General features: G+C 44.0%; 16 protein-coding genes. 4 read left to right on the top strand and 12 right to left on the bottom strand.

What is annotated here, in order from left to right; all coding sequences use genetic code 11:
- Positions 1 to 17 precede the first annotated feature (17 nt).
- Positions 18 to 923, bottom strand: a complete 906-nt coding sequence (locus IQO02_RS19895) for a LysR family transcriptional regulator (protein ID WP_016792707.1) — start codon at positions 921 to 923, stop codon at positions 18 to 20.
- A gap of 226 nt (positions 924 to 1,149) precedes the next feature.
- On the opposite strand from IQO02_RS19895, the gene IQO02_RS19890 reads away from it, so the two are divergent.
- Positions 1,150 to 1,869, top strand: a complete 720-nt coding sequence (locus IQO02_RS19890) for an SDR family oxidoreductase (protein ID WP_016792708.1) — start codon at positions 1,150 to 1,152, stop codon at positions 1,867 to 1,869.
- Positions 1,870 to 1,978: 109 nt separating this feature from the next.
- On the opposite strand, the gene IQO02_RS19885 is transcribed toward IQO02_RS19890, so the two are convergent.
- A complete protein-coding gene (locus tag IQO02_RS19885; RefSeq protein ID WP_102282603.1) occupies positions 1,979 to 3,805 on the bottom strand; it encodes a choice-of-anchor I family protein in 1,827 nt (608 codons plus the stop codon).
- A 181-nt stretch (positions 3,806 to 3,986) separates the two neighbouring features.
- A complete protein-coding gene (gene ompW, locus IQO02_RS19880; protein ID WP_010433032.1) occupies positions 3,987 to 4,628 on the bottom strand; it encodes an outer membrane protein OmpW in 642 nt (213 codons plus the stop codon).
- A 397-nt stretch (positions 4,629 to 5,025) separates the two neighbouring features.
- On the opposite strand from ompW, the gene glgC reads away from it, so the two are divergent.
- The 3 genes from glgC to IQO02_RS19865 all read left to right on the top strand — a co-directional run bounded on the left by glgC (position 5,026) and on the right by IQO02_RS19865 (position 7,439).
- Positions 5,026 to 6,249, top strand: a complete 1,224-nt coding sequence (gene glgC, locus IQO02_RS19875; protein ID WP_010433030.1) for a glucose-1-phosphate adenylyltransferase — start codon at positions 5,026 to 5,028, stop codon at positions 6,247 to 6,249.
- 425 nt (positions 6,250 to 6,674) lie between these two features.
- Positions 6,675 to 7,031 (top strand): ribosome hibernation-promoting factor, HPF/YfiA family, encoded by a 357-nt coding sequence (hpf, locus tag IQO02_RS19870; RefSeq protein WP_010433026.1) that lies wholly within the window; start codon positions 6,675 to 6,677, stop codon positions 7,029 to 7,031.
- A 252-nt stretch (positions 7,032 to 7,283) separates the two neighbouring features.
- Positions 7,284 to 7,439 (top strand): DUF3012 domain-containing protein, encoded by a 156-nt coding sequence (locus IQO02_RS19865; protein ID WP_004732998.1) that lies wholly within the window; start codon positions 7,284 to 7,286, stop codon positions 7,437 to 7,439.
- Positions 7,440 to 7,590: 151 nt separating this feature from the next.
- Here the strand turns inward: IQO02_RS19865 and phnE (IQO02_RS19860) are convergent, their stop codons facing one another.
- From phnE (IQO02_RS19860) to dgcN, 9 genes are all read right to left on the bottom strand, one after another.
- Positions 7,591 to 8,394 (bottom strand): phosphonate ABC transporter, permease protein PhnE, encoded by an 804-nt coding sequence (phnE, locus tag IQO02_RS19860; RefSeq protein WP_010433019.1) that lies wholly within the window; start codon positions 8,392 to 8,394, stop codon positions 7,591 to 7,593.
- Entirely contained in the window at positions 8,394 to 9,221 is an 828-nt protein-coding gene (phnE, locus tag IQO02_RS19855; RefSeq protein WP_065100627.1) for a phosphonate ABC transporter, permease protein PhnE, read from the bottom strand. The genes phnE (IQO02_RS19860) and phnE (IQO02_RS19855) overlap by 1 nt, the downstream gene beginning before the upstream one ends.
- Complete coding sequence (gene phnC, locus IQO02_RS19850) at positions 9,209 to 9,979, bottom strand: phosphonate ABC transporter ATP-binding protein (RefSeq protein WP_010433014.1); 771 nt, start codon at positions 9,977 to 9,979, stop codon at positions 9,209 to 9,211. Before phnC ends, phnE (IQO02_RS19855) begins: the two co-directional genes overlap by 13 nt.
- A gap of 116 nt (positions 9,980 to 10,095) precedes the next feature.
- Positions 10,096 to 11,136, bottom strand: coding sequence for a phosphate/phosphite/phosphonate ABC transporter substrate-binding protein (gene phnD / locus IQO02_RS19845; protein WP_010433011.1), 1,041 nt, complete (start codon positions 11,134 to 11,136; stop codon positions 10,096 to 10,098).
- A gap of 284 nt (positions 11,137 to 11,420) precedes the next feature.
- Positions 11,421 to 12,641 (bottom strand): glycerophosphodiester phosphodiesterase family protein, encoded by a 1,221-nt coding sequence (locus tag IQO02_RS19840; protein ID WP_010433010.1) that lies wholly within the window; start codon positions 12,639 to 12,641, stop codon positions 11,421 to 11,423.
- Positions 12,642 to 12,892: 251 nt separating this feature from the next.
- Positions 12,893 to 14,245 (bottom strand): sigma-54-dependent transcriptional regulator, encoded by a 1,353-nt coding sequence (locus IQO02_RS19835; protein WP_010433009.1) that lies wholly within the window; start codon positions 14,243 to 14,245, stop codon positions 12,893 to 12,895.
- Positions 14,242 to 16,215: an ATP-binding protein gene (locus IQO02_RS19830; protein WP_065100628.1), complete on the bottom strand. Its 1,974-nt coding sequence runs from the start codon at positions 16,213 to 16,215 to the stop codon at positions 14,242 to 14,244. Before IQO02_RS19830 ends, IQO02_RS19835 begins: the two co-directional genes overlap by 4 nt.
- A 409-nt stretch (positions 16,216 to 16,624) precedes the next feature.
- Positions 16,625 to 17,611 (bottom strand): N-acetyl-D-Glu racemase DgcA, encoded by a 987-nt coding sequence (gene dgcA, locus IQO02_RS19825; RefSeq protein WP_065100629.1) that lies wholly within the window; start codon positions 17,609 to 17,611, stop codon positions 16,625 to 16,627.
- A 57-nt stretch (positions 17,612 to 17,668) separates the two neighbouring features.
- Positions 17,669 to 18,676, bottom strand: a complete 1,008-nt coding sequence (dgcN, locus tag IQO02_RS19820; protein WP_016784392.1) for an N-acetyltransferase DgcN — start codon at positions 18,674 to 18,676, stop codon at positions 17,669 to 17,671.
- Positions 18,677 to 18,819: the final 143 nt, after the last annotated feature.

The raw sequence follows: 18,819 nt of genomic DNA, 5'->3' as shown, positions 1-18,819 counted from the left end.
AAGGTAGGCCGCGCCATTTAGCTGACTGGCATTTGCTCAAAACGGCCTTTCACAAAATCAATAAAGGTTCTAATTCGACTTGGTTGATAGCGGTCTCGATGGTAGATCGCTGAAAAGTCGACCTTAGGCACTACCCATTCTTCAAACACTTGCAGCAATTGCCCGTCGTTCAGTTCTTGTAAGCAATAGATGGTTGGCACACGAATAATTCCGTTGCCCGACTTCGCGCCCTGCACCAACACTCGCCCATTTTTACATTGCAGTCTGCCCGTCACATGCACATCGACCGTTTTCTTGGTGTCATCTAGCGCTTGAAAGCTCCACTTACGCACCGAGCCCGTTAAGCAATCATGATGGATCAGATCTTTAGGGTGACTAGGCTTTCCTTTTCGAGCAAAGTACTCTGGGCTAGCGAGTGTTCCCATCTCAATGTCCAAAAGCTTTCTTGCGATAAACCCTGCATCTTCTAAGCTCCCCATGCGAAAAGCGATATCAAACGCGTCTTCAATCAGGTCCACTCGGTTACTACTAAAATCAAGACTGATGCTGATGTCTGGGTAAAGCTGCATAAACTCATTCACTAGATCCGCGATGATCACCTCACCAAGATAACCCCCGACACAGTTTACTTTTATGTCGCCACGTACTTCTTCGACATCATCCACAGCAGCAATCAGAGCTTGGTCTATATCATCTAAGGCTTGTTCACATCTCGCGTACAGATCTTGCCCTGCGTGAGTCAGCCTTAAGGTTCGAGTGGTGCGGATAAACAGTGTCACACCCATCTGTTTTTCCAGGCTACTCACTTGGCGTGATACGTGGGAGCGTGACACATCAAGCTCCTCCGCCGCTTTAGTGAAGTTACCTAAACGAGCGATAAGCACGAAAGAACGAATATCAGACAGGTTAATTTGATTGAGCATAGTAGCCAGCTTACATGTGAAATTTGAAGATGATGAAGTAATAAAGTGAACGCATTTATTGTTGCATCACAGCAACAGTGTTTCAAGTAAAGCGCTATATATCAACAATGCTATTTTCCTTAATATACCTCCATCGCAACGAAGCAAGGCAACAAGCTCTTGATTCGAATGCACTTAAACAACATGTCGTAGCCAACCGACGCAATAAAAGTACAGAGGAAATAAAATGAAAAAACTAATCGTAATTACAGGTGCAAGCTCTGGTATTGGTGAAGCAATCGCTCGTCGTCTAAGCGATGAAGGTCACCCTCTTCTACTTTTAGCTCGTCGTGTTGACCGCCTTGAAGCGCTGAACCTACCAAACTCACTATCAGTAAAAGTAGACGTAACAGACAAAGCGTCTTTTGATGCAGCCATCGCACAAGGTGAAGAGAAATTTGGCCCTGTAGACGCGCTTATCAACAACGCTGGTGCAATGCTTCTTGGTCAAATCGATACTCAAGACGCTCAAGAGTGGAAGACAATGTTCGATGTGAACGTTATTGGCCTTCTAAACGGCATGCAATCTGTACTTACTCCGATGATGGAACGCAACACAGGTACTATCATCAACATCAGCTCTATCGCGGGTAAGAAAACATTCCCAAGCCATGCTGCTTACTGTGGTACTAAGTTCGCGGTACACGCTATTTCTGAGAACGTTCGTGAAGAAGTTGCGGCTTCAAATGTTCGTGTTACGACTATCGCACCAGGTGCTGTAGAGACTGAGCTTCTGTCGCACACTACCTCTCAAGAGATCAAAGACGGTTACGATTCTTGGAAAGAAGACATGGGCGGCGTACTGGCAGCTGACGATATTGCTCGCGCGGTATCATTCGCTTACCAGCAACCACAGAACGTTTGTATCCGTGAAATTGCTCTAGCGCCAACTAAGCAACAGCCATAGAAGTTAATTATCACGCATATATTTGTGATGCATAAATAGAAAGCGCCACTACTTATTCAGTAGTGGCGCTTTTGTTTTTATTGAGTCTAGCTACAAGCAGTAACCGTGATTAAAACTCAACGCGATAAACTGACGTACTACCACTCACTTCGTTGCCAACCGCAATAAAGTGGTTACCAGAGCGAGTGAAATACTTGATTGACTCTGGGCCTAGGTCACCCGCTTTCGAGTTGTAAGTCTCGTTGTCGCAATCACCGTCTTCATCAACCTTTGTGCATACAGGTTGAGTAAAATCGCGGTTGTTCAAGTAGCTGATGAAACTTGCGTTCTTAGGCTGCGTTACGTCGTAAACCATAATGCCACCTTGGCGCTCAAGTCCAATAAAGGCATACTGCTTGCCGTTAATCTCAGCCACTTCGATCGCTTCAGGCTCAACCCCTTTATCATCACTGCGATCGTCACCACTTTGGTTGTTATCGTTGGTGCTGTTGAAGTTTGCAGGATCTTGCTCAAGAACGATTCGAGCGAAATCATCACCGCTATCAAACACTAACTCGCCTGACTCATCCCAGATAGAGAAAGAATGGCTACCGAATGCTTGAACCTTTTGGTCAGCAGCAAGTGTCTCTTGTGGCTTAATCACTTTAAGACGAGCAAGTTGCTTATTGTCTTTGAGTGCCCCAGCCAATGGGTGGTTCGCGTCAACGTCTAGCTTCTTGCCACGCACTTCATCGACATAAGCAATACAAAAATCTTTTTCTGTGGTGTAGTTTTCGGTGCCTTGATAGTCATCACCATCCCACTCAAAGCCTTTGTCGTCACACAATTGTTGCGTCGTCTTGATGCCATATTCACGGCCGTCGCCTTCGTTTGCAGTCACAATGTAGGTGTTACCATCAACACTGTAGCTGGTGATGCTGTCTGGCATGTAAAGGCCTTCTAGCATTGCGTAGCTTTGTAGGTTACCTATGTTTTTGTCTTTATTTGACGCATCCAACTGAGCAGTATCCCAAGGCTTTCCACCTAATCCCAGAATCGCATCCACTTCTGCACTCGCCACGTCAATTGCTGCCAATGCATTGTTCTCTTGCAGGGCTACGTAAAGCTTTCCGTTATCAGCAAACGTTAGGTATTCCGGTTCAAGGTCTTGAGCAACGGTTGCATTAGGCGCCGAGATTCGAACCTTGTCGGTTAGTTCTGCATACCGTGGCTGACCTTGGTTAAATGCCTTAAAATCAACCTGCGTGACTTTCGCTTGCAAAGGACCATTGGTTAAATCAACCAGTGTCACTGAGCCTTCAGGATCAATGCTGTAATCCGAATTCGGCTCTCCTTCATTTGCAGAGGCAATATAGTGACCATCTTTCGAGAAGCTCACCATGTCCGGTAATGCACCAGCCGTATAAGTAGTGATTAGCTCTAGCGTGTCTGAGCGATACAGAGCAATGATGCCATTTTGTTGCTTGTCGGCGTTTTCAATCGCGACAGCAACTAAACCCTGATGAGTAGATACACTGTTCGCAGCACCGATATTAATACCAGAAGCCGCAGCGGCTGATTGAAGGTCGATAGAGCCCTCAGAAGTTGGTGCGCTGTCAGCATCCATCGATAGCACATCAACTTTTTGTGCTTGAGCGTTAACCACATAAAGCTTGTCGGTACATGAATCGTAGCTGACGATTTCGGCTGCAGAAGTATCAAACGGGGCGTCAGCAATAGCACGACCAACCAAACTAATTCCAGAAAGAGTGGCATCTGTCATGTTCGGTTGTTGAATGGATTGGCATTGGAGGCTAAAAGTATCAAGTGACGTTTGAGATGATGTTGCAGTCGTTGATGGTGTTACCAACGTTGAAGTTGACTGAGAACACCCAACCAGAGCAGAACTTACCGCGATAGGCAGTAATAGAGCCAGCTTATTAAATTTACGATTCATATATCCTCCATAATTAGAATCGAGATCATAGGAGCCGAATATGACAGTTGGCTTTCTGTTTTATTAACAATCTATTACGAATGAGGAATATTTTTCATTAATAAAGTTAGCTAGCGAATAAACAAAAAAAACGCCCAAGCTGGCTGATGCTTGAGCGCCTTTAGTAAACTGAATAGGTGGGTTAGAAGTTGTAACCACCACCGATCATGAATACCCATGGGTCGATATCAACGTCAGTTTTGAATGTATCTGTCGCAGTCTTGTATGTTGCTGTTGTTCCTATATCTGCGTACCAAACTGAAGCATTCAGGAACCAGTCTTCATTGATCATGTAGTCAATACCAATGTTTGCCGCCAAGCCCCAAGAGTCATCTAAAGACACATCCGTTAGGCCTGCGTTTTTGCCGTTGGCATTCAAACTTTCATCAAAAAATACCGTGTAGTTGATACCCGCGCCTACATAAGGACGGAAGTCACTGTTCGCTTGACCGAAGTAGTACTGCACCATAAACGTTGGCGGCAGGTGTTTAGTGTCAGCAACTTTACCTAAGCCATTAACAGAAATGCTGTGAGAGAAAGGGCTCGCCGCTAGCACTTCAAAACTGATGTTGTCAGTGAACATGTAGCCGAAAGTAAGGCCTAGTTGAGTATCTGAATCTACTGAAAACTCTAGGTCTGGATTGTTAAGCACTGCGCCGCTGCTATCATTTGGAGATACTGTTGCAGCACCTGCACGGATGATGAAATCACCTTCTTTATGAGCTAGCACATTAGTTGACATAAGAGCCGCAATAACCGCAATACCACATACTGTTTTTTTCATTATTATTTCCTTTTGAGGGCTTATTCTAATTGTGAATGAGTAATCATTTCTTATTTTGCGTGCAAGGTAGCACAGAATAACCCTACTTTATTGATGGAAATCAATTTGTGAAAACTTGTGACTATTTATGTAAATTTATATCGACCTGATCACTTTATTTCCTCATTTTATTGACAATTTTGTAATGCAGATTTTCCGTGCGTCATGCCATTAAATTCAAGGTCTCAACCTTACTTAGATCTTTTGGATCAAAATAGAGCAAGCCAACATACGTGCGCCTCAATTTAGTGCAACCATATGTTATTTTCTCACACCACACTTAATATTCAATGAGTTACATCTGGCTTAGTGCTTGCAAGTGTATGTACATAATCATAAATACATTAAGGTTCTGACCATGCAAGACACTCTAACTATCGTTCTGGCCGGCGGTGTTGGCTCTCGGCTTTCCCCCCTCACCGATAATCGCGCAAAACCTGCGGTACCATTTGGTGGCAAATATCGAATCATCGATTTCACTCTAGCGAACTGCCTGCACTCAGGGCTTCGTCAAATTTTAGTGCTGACTCAATACAAATCTCACTCTTTACAAAAACATTTACGAGATGGTTGGTCGGTGCTTAACCCCGAGCTTGGCGAATACATCACCAATGTCCCCCCACAAATGCGAACAGGTGATAGCTGGTACAGCGGTACGGCCGACGCCATTTATCAAAACTTGTATTTGCTCTCTCGCAGTGAAGCGAAGCATGTGGTGGTGTTGTCAGGCGACCATATATATCGTATGGACTACGCGCCAATGCTCAAACAACATAAACAGAATGAAGCCGACTTAACCGTGGCTTGTATGGAAGTGTCGATTGACGAAGCCAAAGAGTTTGGCGTTATGGAAATTAACGAAGCGCATCAAATAAGTAACTTCACAGAAAAACCACGCTACCCTGCATGCGTACCCGGAAGACCAACACGAAGCATGGCTTCAATGGGTATTTATATCTTCGATAAAGAAGTGTTAACACAAGCACTATTGGCGGACGCAGAAAATCCAGACTCCAGCCACGATTTTGGCAAAGACGTGATACCTAAATTAGTGGGTGAGAAAAGCGTTTATGCTTACAAGTTTGGAGATACCGAAGGCAGAGTCACACAAGATGCATACTGGAGAGATGTCGGTACACTCGACTCTTATTACCAAGCCAATATGGACTTACTAAAACCGGTTTCTCCTATCGATTTATATCAACCTGATTGGGCAATTCGAACTTACGAACCTCAATTGCCGCCCGCGCGAACCATAGCGTCAGTAGAAGGTAATCAAGGTATATTTATTAACTCAATGATCGCAAATGGTGTGGTGATAGAGGGTGGTTCAGCGCAGAATTCGATCTTCTTTCCTAAGGTAAAAGTCAACAACGCGGCCATTGTGATTGACAGTATTCTTTTTGAAGATGTTGAAATCGGGAAAAACTGTCACATACAAAACTGTATCATCGACAAGCATGTGAAAGTACCAGATGGTACTCAAATCGGTATTGACAGTAGAGCGGATGCTGCGCGCTTTCATATGTCAAAAAAAGGTGTGATCGTGGTTCCATCGTCTTACGAGTTTAATAAATCCTAACCTACAATAGAATTCAATCTATCCATAAAAAGGCAACTTCAGTTGCCTTTTTCAGTACTCGATTCAACCAAAGTATAATTATTTATTTCAGTGTGGGTAACGTCTAAATGCACGAGAACCTCTATGAAATATTCAGTAATTTATAGATACCCAGCTAGAATAAGTCTTTGAATTGATAGATTGCTAAGGCGATAAAATTTAGTTTTCTAGAATGACGTAAAGCAATAATTCAAAGATGGAGTTTTTTTGAACATGTATTGAAAACACGAAACATAATATGCGATCAGTTAATCTGACTTTCAAGGGACGACCAAGAGATTATTTGATAACACTGAAGTGAATCACACATGTGTACTTTCTCAGTTGGTGAATCTGTCCGATGTTTGCTACGTTTAAATGACACAGTCATTGGAAAGGTATGATTTATGAAAGTAAATGTTCAAACACATCATGTATCAATTAACGACGAGTCACGTAAAGACATCGAGAGTAAATTCGAGAAGATATCTAGCCATTTCCCATCACTGATTAGCTGTGACATCATCATTACAAAAGAACACGGTCATCATCAGGTTGAAGTATTCACCAACTACGAAGGTGTACGTGTATCAGCTAAAGCAACAGATGACGTTATGTACCCAGCAATCGCTTCAGCACTCAAGAAACTGGAAGCAGGCCTAAGTAACCGTAAGGGACAATTAAAAGCAGATCTACACGAGAAACCAACGAGCACGAAGCCAGAAATTGCTTCAGACATCATCCAAGAGATGAAACTGGTATAATTACTCACGTGGTTGAAGCGTACTAATTAATAGTAATAGACGCTCAGTAAGAATTTCAAAGCCAGCACCTTTTGCTGGCTTTTTCGATCTTTAGACCAAGACCTACTTTGTCGTTCTAACCTCAAACTTAACCCGATCTCATACAGTTTTCACTCGCTTAAGCCATTGGCTGCTATTTAAGTACAAGTAGTATTAAGAGAAATTATAGAATAGAACTTTAACCCTAATTTAGACAACAAAGGAATGTTAATTATGAAGAAAATCGCATTGATACTTTTTCTAGCAACACAACTAATGGCGTGTACAGAAGTCGGCAGTGAAGCTTGGTGTACTGATATGAAAGAGAAGCCTAAAGGTGACTGGACAGCCAATGAAGCCGGTGACTTTGCTAAGCATTGTGTTTTCTAAACACACTCATATCTCTAGCCTATTTATCTTTTGATGCAAAAAAACGACCGCTAGGTAGACCGAAGTACCTAGGGTCGCTTGAGCTTCAACATGCTAGATAAGCTCTTAACTTTGATGCAGTACACAGAGCGCACCGCATAAAACTATCGGGTTAAATGAGTTTGTTACGGATATGAATCACCACGGCTTCAGCGATGATAACCACCGCAAAGATACTCACTAATACCATCGACACTTTTTGCCATTCAAACAAGTTCTGAGCATCATTTAGCACCACACCTATACCACCAGCGCCCACCAAACCTAATACCGCAGATTCACGTACATTGATGTCCCAACGGAACAATACGATTGAGTAAAACGCTGGCATCACTTGTGGCCAATAACCTTTGAGCAAGATACTCATCCATGAAGCACCCGTTGCACGTAGAGCTTCAATCGGCCCCATGTTCACTTCAGCAATAGCTTCCGCCAACAGCTTCCCTACAAAGCCGATACTACGAATAGCAATTGCCATGATACCTGCGAGGACACCAGGCCCAAACAGTGCAATAAACAGCAATGCCCACACCAGTGAATTCACCGAACGTGAAGACACGAGAAAGAACTGAGCAATCCAGTTCAGCGTTTTATTTGGCGTAATGTTTGGTGCATTCAATAGCGCGAGTGGAATCGCAAACACTAGGGTAAACAAGGTACCTAACGTCGCGATGTGTAATGTTTCGATCATCGCCGCATGAATTGATTCAGGGTAAAACGCGTAATCCATTGGGACCATTCGTTCAAACATATCGGCAAACTGTGCAGGCGCGTCGTATAGAAACTCAGGTATCACTTCAACCGTCTGCCAAGACCAAACAATTGCGCACACAAGGCTAAGGTAAACGGCAAATCGAGCTACTCGTTCATTTGGTGTAAAGCGTTGCCACTCTTTATCGATAGATGCAGTTGTCATTAGAAGATTCTCCTAACAATATTGGAAAGAAATTCACCAACGAGAATCAGTGCGATAATGGTGATCAAAATAGCAGCGACGAAGTCGTAATCAAAGCGTTGGAATGCAGAGAAAAGCGTACCGCCTAGGCCTCCAGCCCCCACGATGCCAACCATGGTTGAATTACGTAAATTTGAGTCCAGTTGGTAACTCGCAAAGCCAATGAAACGAGTGAATACTTGAGGCATCACCGCGTACAAGATGACACTAATGAAACTCGCACCTGTTGCTTTAATTGCTTCAACCGGTTTGAACGAGATCTCTTCAATCGCTTCTGCAAAAAGCTTGGCGATAAAACCGATGGATGCGAATACTAATGTCAGAATCCCCGCGAGAGCGCCAAAACCAACCGCTTTTACAAACAAGATGGCAATAATCACTGGATGAAAAGAACGACACAGTGCGATGAAACAACGGATTGGCGTTGAGACAATTGAGGGCATCATATTTCTCGCCGCAAGTAAGCCAAGGAACAGTGAAATAACGATACCGAAAAAGCTAGAGATGATCGCAATCTGTAAGCTTTCTGCTAAGCCGCTCAATAAAAGGTTAGTACGCGAAAAATCAGGTGGAAACATTCTTGATAGTAACCGCTCACTTTCACCAAACCCAATGATCAAACGATCAAAGGTCAGTCCCAATGTCGAGAAACTATAAAAGAGATACCCAACAATTGCAGCGATGATTGCTCGGTTCGTCCACGAAGTTTTGAACGGATTTTCATGCTTCGACAATGAACTCGTTGACGAAGATGCACTTGTTGATGAGCTTGGGTTTAATCCAGCCATGATTCACCCCCGTAGATAATTTTAAGATCGTCCTCTGAAATACCTTCAGGGCTACCATCGTAATGCACCTTACCATTACACATACCAATGATGCGCTTGGCATAACGCTTGGCTAAGTTCACATCATGAATATTCACCAACACAGGAATATTTTTCTGCTCGGCGAAGGTTTCCATTAGCTCCATAATCTCAACCGCGGTTTTCGGGTCGAGTGATGAAGTTGGTTCATCCGCCAATAAGATATATGGGTCTTGCATGACGGCGCGAGCAATACCAACACGCTGTCTTTGCCCGCCCGATAAGCTATCGGCACGTTGGTTTGCAAAGTCTTGTAAGCCAACAAACTCGAGTAGCTCGAAAGCTTTTGCTAAGTCTTGGGCAGAGTAATTACGACGCCATGCATTCCAAGCTGTCATGTAACCTAAACGACCACTCAGCACGTTCTCGATAACGGTTAAACGCTCAACTAAGTTATATTCTTGGAAAACCATTCCTATATGACGGCGCTGCCTACGTAACGCTTGTCCTTTTAATTGAGTCAAATCGGCGCCATCAAAAATAATCTCGCCTTGACTTGGATCGTTAAGACGGTTGATACAACGTAGAAGCGTACTTTTACCAGTACCCGACGGGCCAATGATGGCAATGATACCCGGCTCATCGATATCGATGTTAATGCCCTTAAGGATTGGCTTGCCTGCCACGTATTCATGAAAAAGGTTATTTATCTTTATTCCTTCATAGCTTGCTACGGCCATACTGCATTTCCTTGTGCGAATTTTAGAATGATCTATGCCCTACCCATGAGGGCATAGATTTTAAATAAGCTTACTCAGTGAATAAGCTGAATAGTTAACTAATTAACGGGGGGGAATTACTGGCTATTGGCTTGTTTTGCTAGCTCTGCTGCTTTTTTCTTAGCACGTTTCGCTGCGTCTTTCTCTGCCAGTTTCTTTAGGCCAGCTTTAGTGTAAGCCGTACCAGTTGCGTGTGCGATATCACGAATAACACCCCACTCTTCCTTGTAGCTAATCGGCGAGAAACGATCTGCGCCCTTGAATGATGCACTCATTTCAGGCGTAAAGCGGTAGCTAAAGAACGCTTCGTTGATCTTCTCAACTAGCTCTGGTTTTAGATTGTAAGCGTATCCAAAAGCAGAAGTTGGGAAGCGTGGGCTGCGGTAGATGATCTTCAGTTCGGAATCGTCGACACGACCAGCTGCCACCATTCGATCGTACACATCCGATGCCACAGGTGCCGCATCATAGTCTCCATTGAAGACACCTAAAATAGATTGGTCATGCTTACCGGAATAAAGCACTTTGTAGTCTTCATCTGGCACTAGACCTTTCGCTGGGAATAGCGCTCGTGGAGCTAGGTTGCCAGAGTTGGAAGATGCAGAAGTGTGTGCAACCTTTTTGCCTTTCAGATCAGACATTTTATTAATGCCGCTATCTTTACGCACAATCGTGATTAGGTTATAGCCTTGGAAGCCAGACTCATCGCCTTTTACTGCGATAGGAACATAACCCGCTAGGTTAACTGCGTAGCCTGTCGGGCCCGTAGAGAAACCAGCAACGTGCAGTCGACCAGAACGCATCGCTTCTACTTGCGCAGAATTCGAGTGCACCGTGTAGTAAATTACCCGCTTACCCGTAATTTTACTTAGGTGAGCTTGGAAGTCGGCGAACGCGTCTTTGTATAATGCTGGGTCTTCAACCGGAGTGTAAGTAAACACAAGCGTACTTGGGTCGTTCCACTCATCTGGGTTCTTTGGTGAATCGGCCACTAAATCTTGGTTTTCATCACAGTATCGATCGTCTAACACACCACGGCTAGAGCAGTCGCTTGCCATAGCCATTGAAGGAAGCAGTAATGAGCTAGCGATTAACAGTCCTTTAACACTGATTTTCATATTCAAACCTTACTTTTACTTATTGTTGAAAGTCACGTTGACCATTGCAGCCTTTGTGCCAATTTTTTATTTATTAAATTTCAATAAGTTATAATAAACCCCAAGCTAGACAATATATTTTGAGTCATTAATGTCCAACTAAAAATTCATAATTTGGGTCATTTTTGTCCCAACAGTTTTAGTGAAAAAAAAGAGCCCGAAGGCTCTTTGGTTCACGGCTTTTTCTCTTATTATTGGGCTAAGCGATTAACCATCAACAGTCGAAATCGTTGGCCTGTCACCGCCTAAGCGTCGCTGTCCATACAGTTCGCGTAGTAAGTTACGGTTGCTGGCCAATCGCTGAATACGCCCATTACACCGACGTCTTGCGCCAGCACATCGAGCATTTTCATCATATCGCCATCATTATTGATGCCGTCTTTTACACTCTTGTAATACCAACCACCGCCTTGCGCTAATGGGCCAGAGCGCTCAAGTGTCCACGCGATAATGTCGAGGTCTGCACCTTTAGCGAGCTTGGCGTAGTTGGACGCAACCAATTCGTTGTTTTCATCTAAATCAACCAGAGCGAACAGAGGTGGTGCGATGATATTCACACCTGCATCGCGCAGTTCTTTCATGTTCTCAACAGACGCGACAAAGTCCGCTTTTTCGTAAACACGGTCATCAAGATAAACCGCTTGTTTGCCAAACTTCGGTGCTTCTTTGATCCAATACTTCACATCATCCAAGTTGAATGACTGTAGGTAGGTCTCAGAGGGCTCGAAGCCCGCCTCTTTTAGTTCATCCACCAACTTCTGCGCATACATCTCTTGGCTAAAGTCATTGAAAGGCATGTCAACCGCTGCTGATTTCAATTCAGGAGTGACCTTCACTCCATGCTTTTTAAACAGTGCTGCACTTTCTGCGTGTGTCATCAATGTCCCACTTTGGCTGTAAAGATCAGTTCTCCAACCAGGAGTGCCGTTCATGTACTCTTCCACCGTGGTGGCTTTTGGGTTCGCCCCATCCATTTTGCCTTTTAACGTCTTAAACTCAGCCAGCGTGAAATCAGACGTACGACACTCAACTTGAGCATCTTCGCCTGTCGCTGGGTTAGCAGGTGTAAATGGCACTGAACACTTATTAGCGAGATCTGGGTGCGCTAAAACATCGGTTGTGGTGTGCAGATCACTTTGGGAATGACGACATACCAGCGCCTTATCTTTAGTAAAAGTAACATCACATTCAACGACGCCCGCGCCCATTTGAATCGCGGCTAAGTAGGATTCCTTGGTGTGCTCCGGAAACTGCATCGCAGCACCACGGTGCCCAATAGAAAAATCGCTACGATGAAAAGGTCCTTCGCTACAACTCAGTAGCTTGGTTTTCAAAGGGCTCTCATCCATATTGTTGACTAAAAAGAGGGGACGAGGTCCTAAGTTTGCAGGCTCAGTAGAGGCCCATGCCGTCATTGAGCTAACGCCTAGCATCAGAGCAATAGAACCCTTCAGTATTTGCTTCATGTTTGTATCTCCTTGCAACAAGCAATTATTTTTCTAATTTCCTTGATTCGATCATTTAGGTTTTCTCTGAAATGACCTCATGTGGGCTGACGCCACAATGTAGGGGTTGCACGCTTTGTGCCAAATGTTAAAGCTCTTTTATTACAACCACTTGAAACGGTTAACCATGCGACTAAAAACCAAATGGGTCATTGTTGTCTCGTGCATTTCCTTTTGACTTTGGTTTTCCATTTAACAATCAACTGAACGGGTTAAGCCTTGAAACTTTCTTTATCCAGTTGATGTTTTTTCATTTTTCGATAAAGAGTTTTGCGCGGTAGGTTCAGCTTATTTGAAACCTCACTGATATTGCCTGCGCTTTCAATAAGGGCTTCGGTCAGCACGTTTCTTTCGTACTGTTCCATCTGCTTTTCAAACGCAAAATCTTCTCCAGGCGCTTCACAAATCGGCGATTGCAGGTCAAAACCGTCGCCTACAATACCCAAAACAAAACGGTCGGCCACATTACGTAATTCGCGCACGTTTCCAGGCCATTCGTGTCGACATAGCTGCTGTATCTGCTCCGGATAAATCGTTGAAGGGCGCGTCTTGTATTTTTGGCTTGCCTGAATCACAAAGTGGCGAAACAGCACCTGAATATCTTCTTTTCTATGGCGTAACGCAGGGAGGTTTAAGCTTGCAATATTAAGGCGATAAAAGAGATCCGCTCTAAACTCACCTGTTTCACTTAAACTTGCCAGATCAGCTTTACTGGCAGCGACCACCACAATATCGACAGGGATCAATTCATTGCCGCCAACGCGTTCTATCATTCGCTCTTGAATCACACGAAGCAATTTAATCTGCACCGCAATCGGCATACTTTCTATTTCATCGAGAAACAGAGTACCGCCATTGGCTTGCTCTATTTTACCAATACGCTTTTTGTTAGCACTGGTAAATGAACCGGCTTCGTGGCCAAACAACTCACTCTCAATAATGCTTTCTGTCATACCCCCGCAATTAATCGCAACAAACGGTCTAGCCTTACGACGGCTAAATTGATGTAGAGCACGAGCAATCACCTCTTTACCCGTTCCGGTTTCACCATTAATAATGGTATCGACACCGGTATGCGATAAGGCAAGCACTTGGTTACGTATGGTTTCCATCGCTTTTGACTGGCCAATGACCACCGACTCAATCGGTAAGTCTGTTTCCTGATCATCACCGGATATTTTCGGACTGTTGTGCTGACATTGTGCCAACGCGAGATCGAGTTTTTCCACTAGCTCACTAGCATTTAGTGGTTTTTCTAAAAAATCGAAAGCACCTAACTTCATCGCTTCTATTGCCATCGGAATATCACCGTGGCCACTCATCAACAACACAGGAACATCAGCCGCTCGGTGTTGAATTGAACTTAATAACGTCAAGCCATCCACTTTCGGCATACGTACGTCACACAACACCACTGAATGGCTGTTCGCCTTGAGTGACTTAAGGCCAAGGTTGGGGTCGGTAAAAGTGGTGACGCGAAAACCTTCCAGCTCTAACATTTCGCTCACGGCTTCAACGACATCGATTTCATCGTCGATAAGAACTATGTGTTTGTCTGAAATCATGATCTTGTGCCTTTTGGTAAAGTGACGATAAATGTTGTGCCTTGGTATTCCACTGATTCAACATGAATCGAACCACCAAAGTCTTTTATTATGTTGTAGGCGATAGACAGGCCGAGCCCAAGCCCTTTGCCTGTTGTTTTTTGGCTATAAAAGGGGTCGAACAAATGCGGTATATCCTCTTCAGAGATGCCTGATCCGTTGTCATTAACTGAAATCTGAATTGTGTGTGTGAGTTCTTGTGTAGATATTCTGAGTTGAGGTTGATCTTTATGTTCGACGGCATCCAAAGCATTGCTGATCAAATTAACCAATACCTGCTCTAAGCGGATGCTGTTGGCTCGCACAAATAGGTTGTTTTGTGGTGAATACTGAATCGACACTGCACTCTGCCTGGTTTCAAAAAGATCAATCGCATCACCAATCACATTTTCCAATTCAACATTATCGATCTTGCCATCGCTCTTACGCGAGAAAGCCTTCAAATGGCGGGTGATCGCAGCCACTTTTTCTAACAAGACCTCGATCTTTTTCAAGTTATCTTCTGCCCTATCAGGCCTTTGCTTTCCTAACCAAAGCTGAGCACTTCGAACGTGGCTATTCACCGCCGTCAGAGGTTGATTGATCTCATGCGTAATCCCGACACTTAACTGCCCCAGAGCAGCCAACTTTCCGGCTTGGATTAACTCGTCTTGAGTCACTCGCAGTTTTGCTTCAGCTATAGTTCGTTCTTCAACCTCAGCCTCTAGTTTACGGTTGGTTTGTTTTACAACTTTGGCAGTGGTTTGGAACACCTTGAGATACTTGGCCATTTGCGTCACTTCGTCTTTTCCACGAATCGAGACTTCGGTATCTAAATGTCCTGTAGATATGGCAAACATGTTGTCTTTCAACTGTAACAGCCTTTCTAAAATGCTCTTTCGCACGTAAAACCATGAAATGGCAGCGGCAGCCAATACGCTAAACAAAGAAAGAAAAAGAGAGAGACGTTGGTTGGATTGCAAAGACTGCTGCGCTTGTTGAATGGATTCGTCAATATTGCCATTCACTTTGCTGGTGTTCCTTTCAATCTGTACGGTAAGCTGATTCAGGTGCTCACGACTGTTTTGGAGGAAGTACTGTTCTTGATAGAGATGATCGAGCGCTTTGTTCTTGAGTTCATATAAGCTACTGTCACTAGAAGCAAGGTCATAAATAACGGTCAATTGATGATCTAATTTTGGGAAATCACTTCTCAGGTCCCCACTTACCCAAAGTTTCCACCACTCTTCACCAATCTGCTCTAATCGGTAGCTAGTGTAGTCTAGTTCATTAAAACTGGAGTCGTTATAGAGCTTTTCGACCAAGCCTAATTGGTAATAAAGCAAAGACTTTAACTGGGTGTATTGAATTTGCTCTTTAGCTGACTCAGGTAAGCGGTGGAGCTCATCACTGGCTTGTTGTAACAGAGGGTAAAAGCCCTCAAGCAAATTGCGAAGTTCCTGATTGAGCTGTTCTGACTCAATCTCACTTTGATACAACAGGCTTAGACTATTATTAACTTGGGCGATAATATCTTTGAAATAGGAGTGATAATCTGGGAACTGAATCATGACGCTATTCATTTCTGAAATAGCACCTTCAATTTTTAGCATTGCCTGTTTACGCTCTAAATTAGATTCAGCACCACTGAGTTGGGATGAGGTTGTAATAATCACTCTTACCATATCATTAAGGCGTGCAGCATTATCTAAGGCTGGGATTTCACTCTCTTTCAACTCAACTAAACGCTGGTTTAAATCGTCAAAAGTGAAACTGGAAACCACGGAAAGAAAGATGGTAGTCATTGATAACATGGCTAATGCCAGCACTAAGCGAAGCTCAATACCTTTCCAACCAAACCACTTGCGGTGTGGGATTTTAATCGAAAACGGGCGCTCAAAGCTGTCCTTACTTTCTGTAACCTTGGAGACATGACGACTCACTAGCTCCACCCTCTTCTCATCAAAAATCAATAGAAATTGGTCAATGATTCAAATAGTTAAGGCTTACACCTTATTCAACCTCACATCAGATAGCTTTAGTAGAACTATTAAACGAAGAGTAATCATTAACATTTCACATAAGATATCATAACAATTATTTTATAAAGCTTGGTTTGTCTGTTTTGCGATAATGAAAAGTGACCCCACCGACAGAAACGTGATTACTCTATCAATAAGAAAGCCAACAATAGAAAAGCTTTAATAACGAACAAGTCAACTCAAGCGCTTAAAAACTCTAATACTATTAATCAATTAGCACTCTAACTCTCCTACCCCACAAAAACAAAAAATCGCACAAGCTCTCACCTATGCGATTTTTATTCATAACGTTGCTCTCAATAAATAGGAACAAACAAACTTAGAGAATGATCATCCCATCTCTATATGTCAGGGCTGGTGAAACATCTTGCCCCAGTAATACAGGGCCATCCAGATCGACAATCTCAGATTGAACCGCAATCGGAAGCGCTGCACGCATCGCCAACGACGTGCCAAGCATACAACCCGACATCAAAGTGAATCCGAGCTTTTGAGCTTCCTCTGCAAGCGCCAATGCCTCTGTCAAACCACCCGTTTTATCGAGCTTAATGTTGACCATTTCATACTTACCCAACAAAGATGAAAGCTGTGAAGTGGTATGGCAACTTTCATCGGCACACAGTGGAATTGGGTGCTCTATATGTGCCAATGACGCATCTTGTTGCTGCGGTAAAGGCTGTTCGATCATCGCAATATCAAATTCAGTCAGTTGATTAAATAGTTCTTCGAGGTTCAACCCTGTCCACGCTTCATTCGCATCCAGTACAATCTGAACATCAGGTGCAGCTTCTCGCACAGCACGAACGCGCTCGACGACTTGCTCGCCGTCAAGCTTCACTTTCAGAAGTTTCGCACCGTTCGCGACATAGTCTCGAGTCTGAGTCGCCATCGCTTCTGGAGTGCCAATTGAGACAGTCATTGCAGTCACGATTTGAGTTGGCAACTCAAACAGGCTATTCGGAAATAACTGGTTATGTTGTTTGGCCTCCAGCTCCCAAAGCGCACAATCAACCGCATTACGCGCAGCACCTCCAGTCAATAAAGACTGGAGGTGATCTCTTAGCTCTGCGGGATCGGTAATGCCTCGTTCAAACATTGCTTCAAGTGCGCTAGACGCTTGTTGGATTTGCGCTAATACAGACTCTGATGACTCGCCATACCTTGGGTAAGGTGTGCACTCTCCCTGAGCTTGTTTGTCATCATGTTCAATGTAAACACGAACAACGTGACACTCAGTTCGTCTGCCACGAGAGATGCGAAAAGCCGTTTGCATCGCGATAGTAATGGGTTCTGCTGTAATCTTCATAATTTCACTCGGTTGATGTTCGCTTTAACAAATGGAAACGTAGAAATGATGAAGTCGTTAAAGTGAATGTCGCAAATGATCAGTAATGTGTTGTACACCAAAACGAACAGGGTCCGTCACGGGCACTTGATAGAGTGTGGTCCATTCTTGGCATAATGTCTCAGCGTCTTCAATGCTAATTGCCGACGTGTTCAAGCAGATGCCAACCAATTTCACATCTGGATTCGTCAGTCGTGCCGCTTGTAAGTTGGCTTCAATCGTCTGTTCTATGCTTGGCAATTGAGCATAAGGAAGGTTACGAATATGTGGTCGCCCGACTTCATGGCACAACACCAAAGCATCGGCTTGTGCGCCATGTAATAACCCCAAACTCACGCCTGCAAACGAAGGGTTGAACAAAGAACCCTGCCCTTCAATGATGTCCCACTCGTGGTCGGTAAAATCGGGGCTAATCGCTTCAACCGCACCGGAAATAAAATCCGCAACCACAGCGTCAATCGAAATTCCGCTGCCTTCAATCAAAATACCTGTCTGTCCTGTCGCTTTAAACTGAGCGGATGTTCCCGCTTGTTTAAGCGATTTTTCAATCGCTAATGCCGAGAACATTTTGCCTACTGAGCAATCTGTTCCGACAGTAAGCAAGCGCTTACCTTGACGAGGTTTACCGTTACCAACATTAAGAACACCGTCAAAATGGCGTACATCATGAAGCTTAGTCAATCCTTTTAGCTCCATGTCAGCAAGCGGTGAAAATTTACCCAATCGTTGATGCATGCCAGATGCAATCTCAAATCCCATTTCTGCAGCAGCCAAAAGGATTGACTGCCAAGAATCAGGAATGACGCCCCCCGGATTTGCGGTGCCAATCACTAGCGTTTTCGCCCCCTGCGCTTGCGCCTCTTGCAAGGTCATGTCCATTAAGCCCAGTGAAACGGTATCGCCCGTTAAACGCAGTTGGCCTAAGCAGATTTCTGGTCGCCATTGGTGGATACCACGGGCTGTTTTTGCGGCGAGCGGGTCAGTAACATCCCCAAGAAAAAGAAGATAAGGTTGAGCGATAAACATGAGCTTTCCTAATTAATAAATCCTTGTATGGGTTTACTTTAATTAAGAGCTTAGAAGCTTCCGAATACCTATTTATCGCGTGCCTATAACATGCTGTTATGGGTGAAAGATTTGGTTATAAACTTGGGGGAATTATAGGCAAA

The sequence above is a fragment of the Vibrio sp. OPT24 genome (assembly GCF_015163545.1).
GTDB lineage: Bacteria > Pseudomonadota > Gammaproteobacteria > Enterobacterales > Vibrionaceae > Vibrio > Vibrio cyclitrophicus.
Note: the sequence above shows the minus strand (reverse complement) of the source record. Positions and strands in the feature narration are given on the sequence as shown.

Excerpts from the sequence above, each read along its gene's own strand:
- IQO02_RS19895 (WP_016792707.1), bottom strand. The coding sequence starts at position 923 with ATGCTCAATCAAATTAACCTGTCTGATATTCGTTCTTTCGTGCTTATC.
- IQO02_RS19890 (WP_016792708.1), top strand. The coding sequence starts at position 1,150 with ATGAAAAAACTAATCGTAATTACAGGTGCAAGCTCTGGTATTGGTGAA.
- IQO02_RS19885 (WP_102282603.1), bottom strand. The coding sequence starts at position 3,805 with ATGAATCGTAAATTTAATAAGCTGGCTCTATTACTGCCTATCGCGGTA.
- ompW (WP_010433032.1), bottom strand. The coding sequence starts at position 4,628 with ATGAAAAAAACAGTATGTGGTATTGCGGTTATTGCGGCTCTTATGTCA.
- glgC (WP_010433030.1), top strand. The coding sequence starts at position 5,026 with ATGCAAGACACTCTAACTATCGTTCTGGCCGGCGGTGTTGGCTCTCGG.
- hpf (WP_010433026.1), top strand. The coding sequence starts at position 6,675 with ATGAAAGTAAATGTTCAAACACATCATGTATCAATTAACGACGAGTCA.
- IQO02_RS19865 (WP_004732998.1), top strand. The coding sequence starts at position 7,284 with ATGAAGAAAATCGCATTGATACTTTTTCTAGCAACACAACTAATGGCG.
- phnE (WP_010433019.1), bottom strand. The coding sequence starts at position 8,394 with ATGACAACTGCATCTATCGATAAAGAGTGGCAACGCTTTACACCAAAT.
- phnE (WP_065100627.1), bottom strand. The coding sequence starts at position 9,221 with ATGGCTGGATTAAACCCAAGCTCATCAACAAGTGCATCTTCGTCAACG.
- phnC (WP_010433014.1), bottom strand. The coding sequence starts at position 9,979 with ATGGCCGTAGCAAGCTATGAAGGAATAAAGATAAATAACCTTTTTCAT.
- phnD (WP_010433011.1), bottom strand. The coding sequence starts at position 11,136 with ATGAAAATCAGTGTTAAAGGACTGTTAATCGCTAGCTCATTACTGCTT.
- IQO02_RS19840 (WP_010433010.1), bottom strand. The coding sequence starts at position 12,641 with ATGAAGCAAATACTGAAGGGTTCTATTGCTCTGATGCTAGGCGTTAGC.
- IQO02_RS19835 (WP_010433009.1), bottom strand. The coding sequence starts at position 14,245 with ATGATTTCAGACAAACACATAGTTCTTATCGACGATGAAATCGATGTC.
- dgcA (WP_065100629.1), bottom strand. The coding sequence starts at position 17,611 with ATGAAGATTACAGCAGAACCCATTACTATCGCGATGCAAACGGCTTTT.
- dgcN (WP_016784392.1), bottom strand. The coding sequence starts at position 18,676 with ATGTTTATCGCTCAACCTTATCTTCTTTTTCTTGGGGATGTTACTGAC.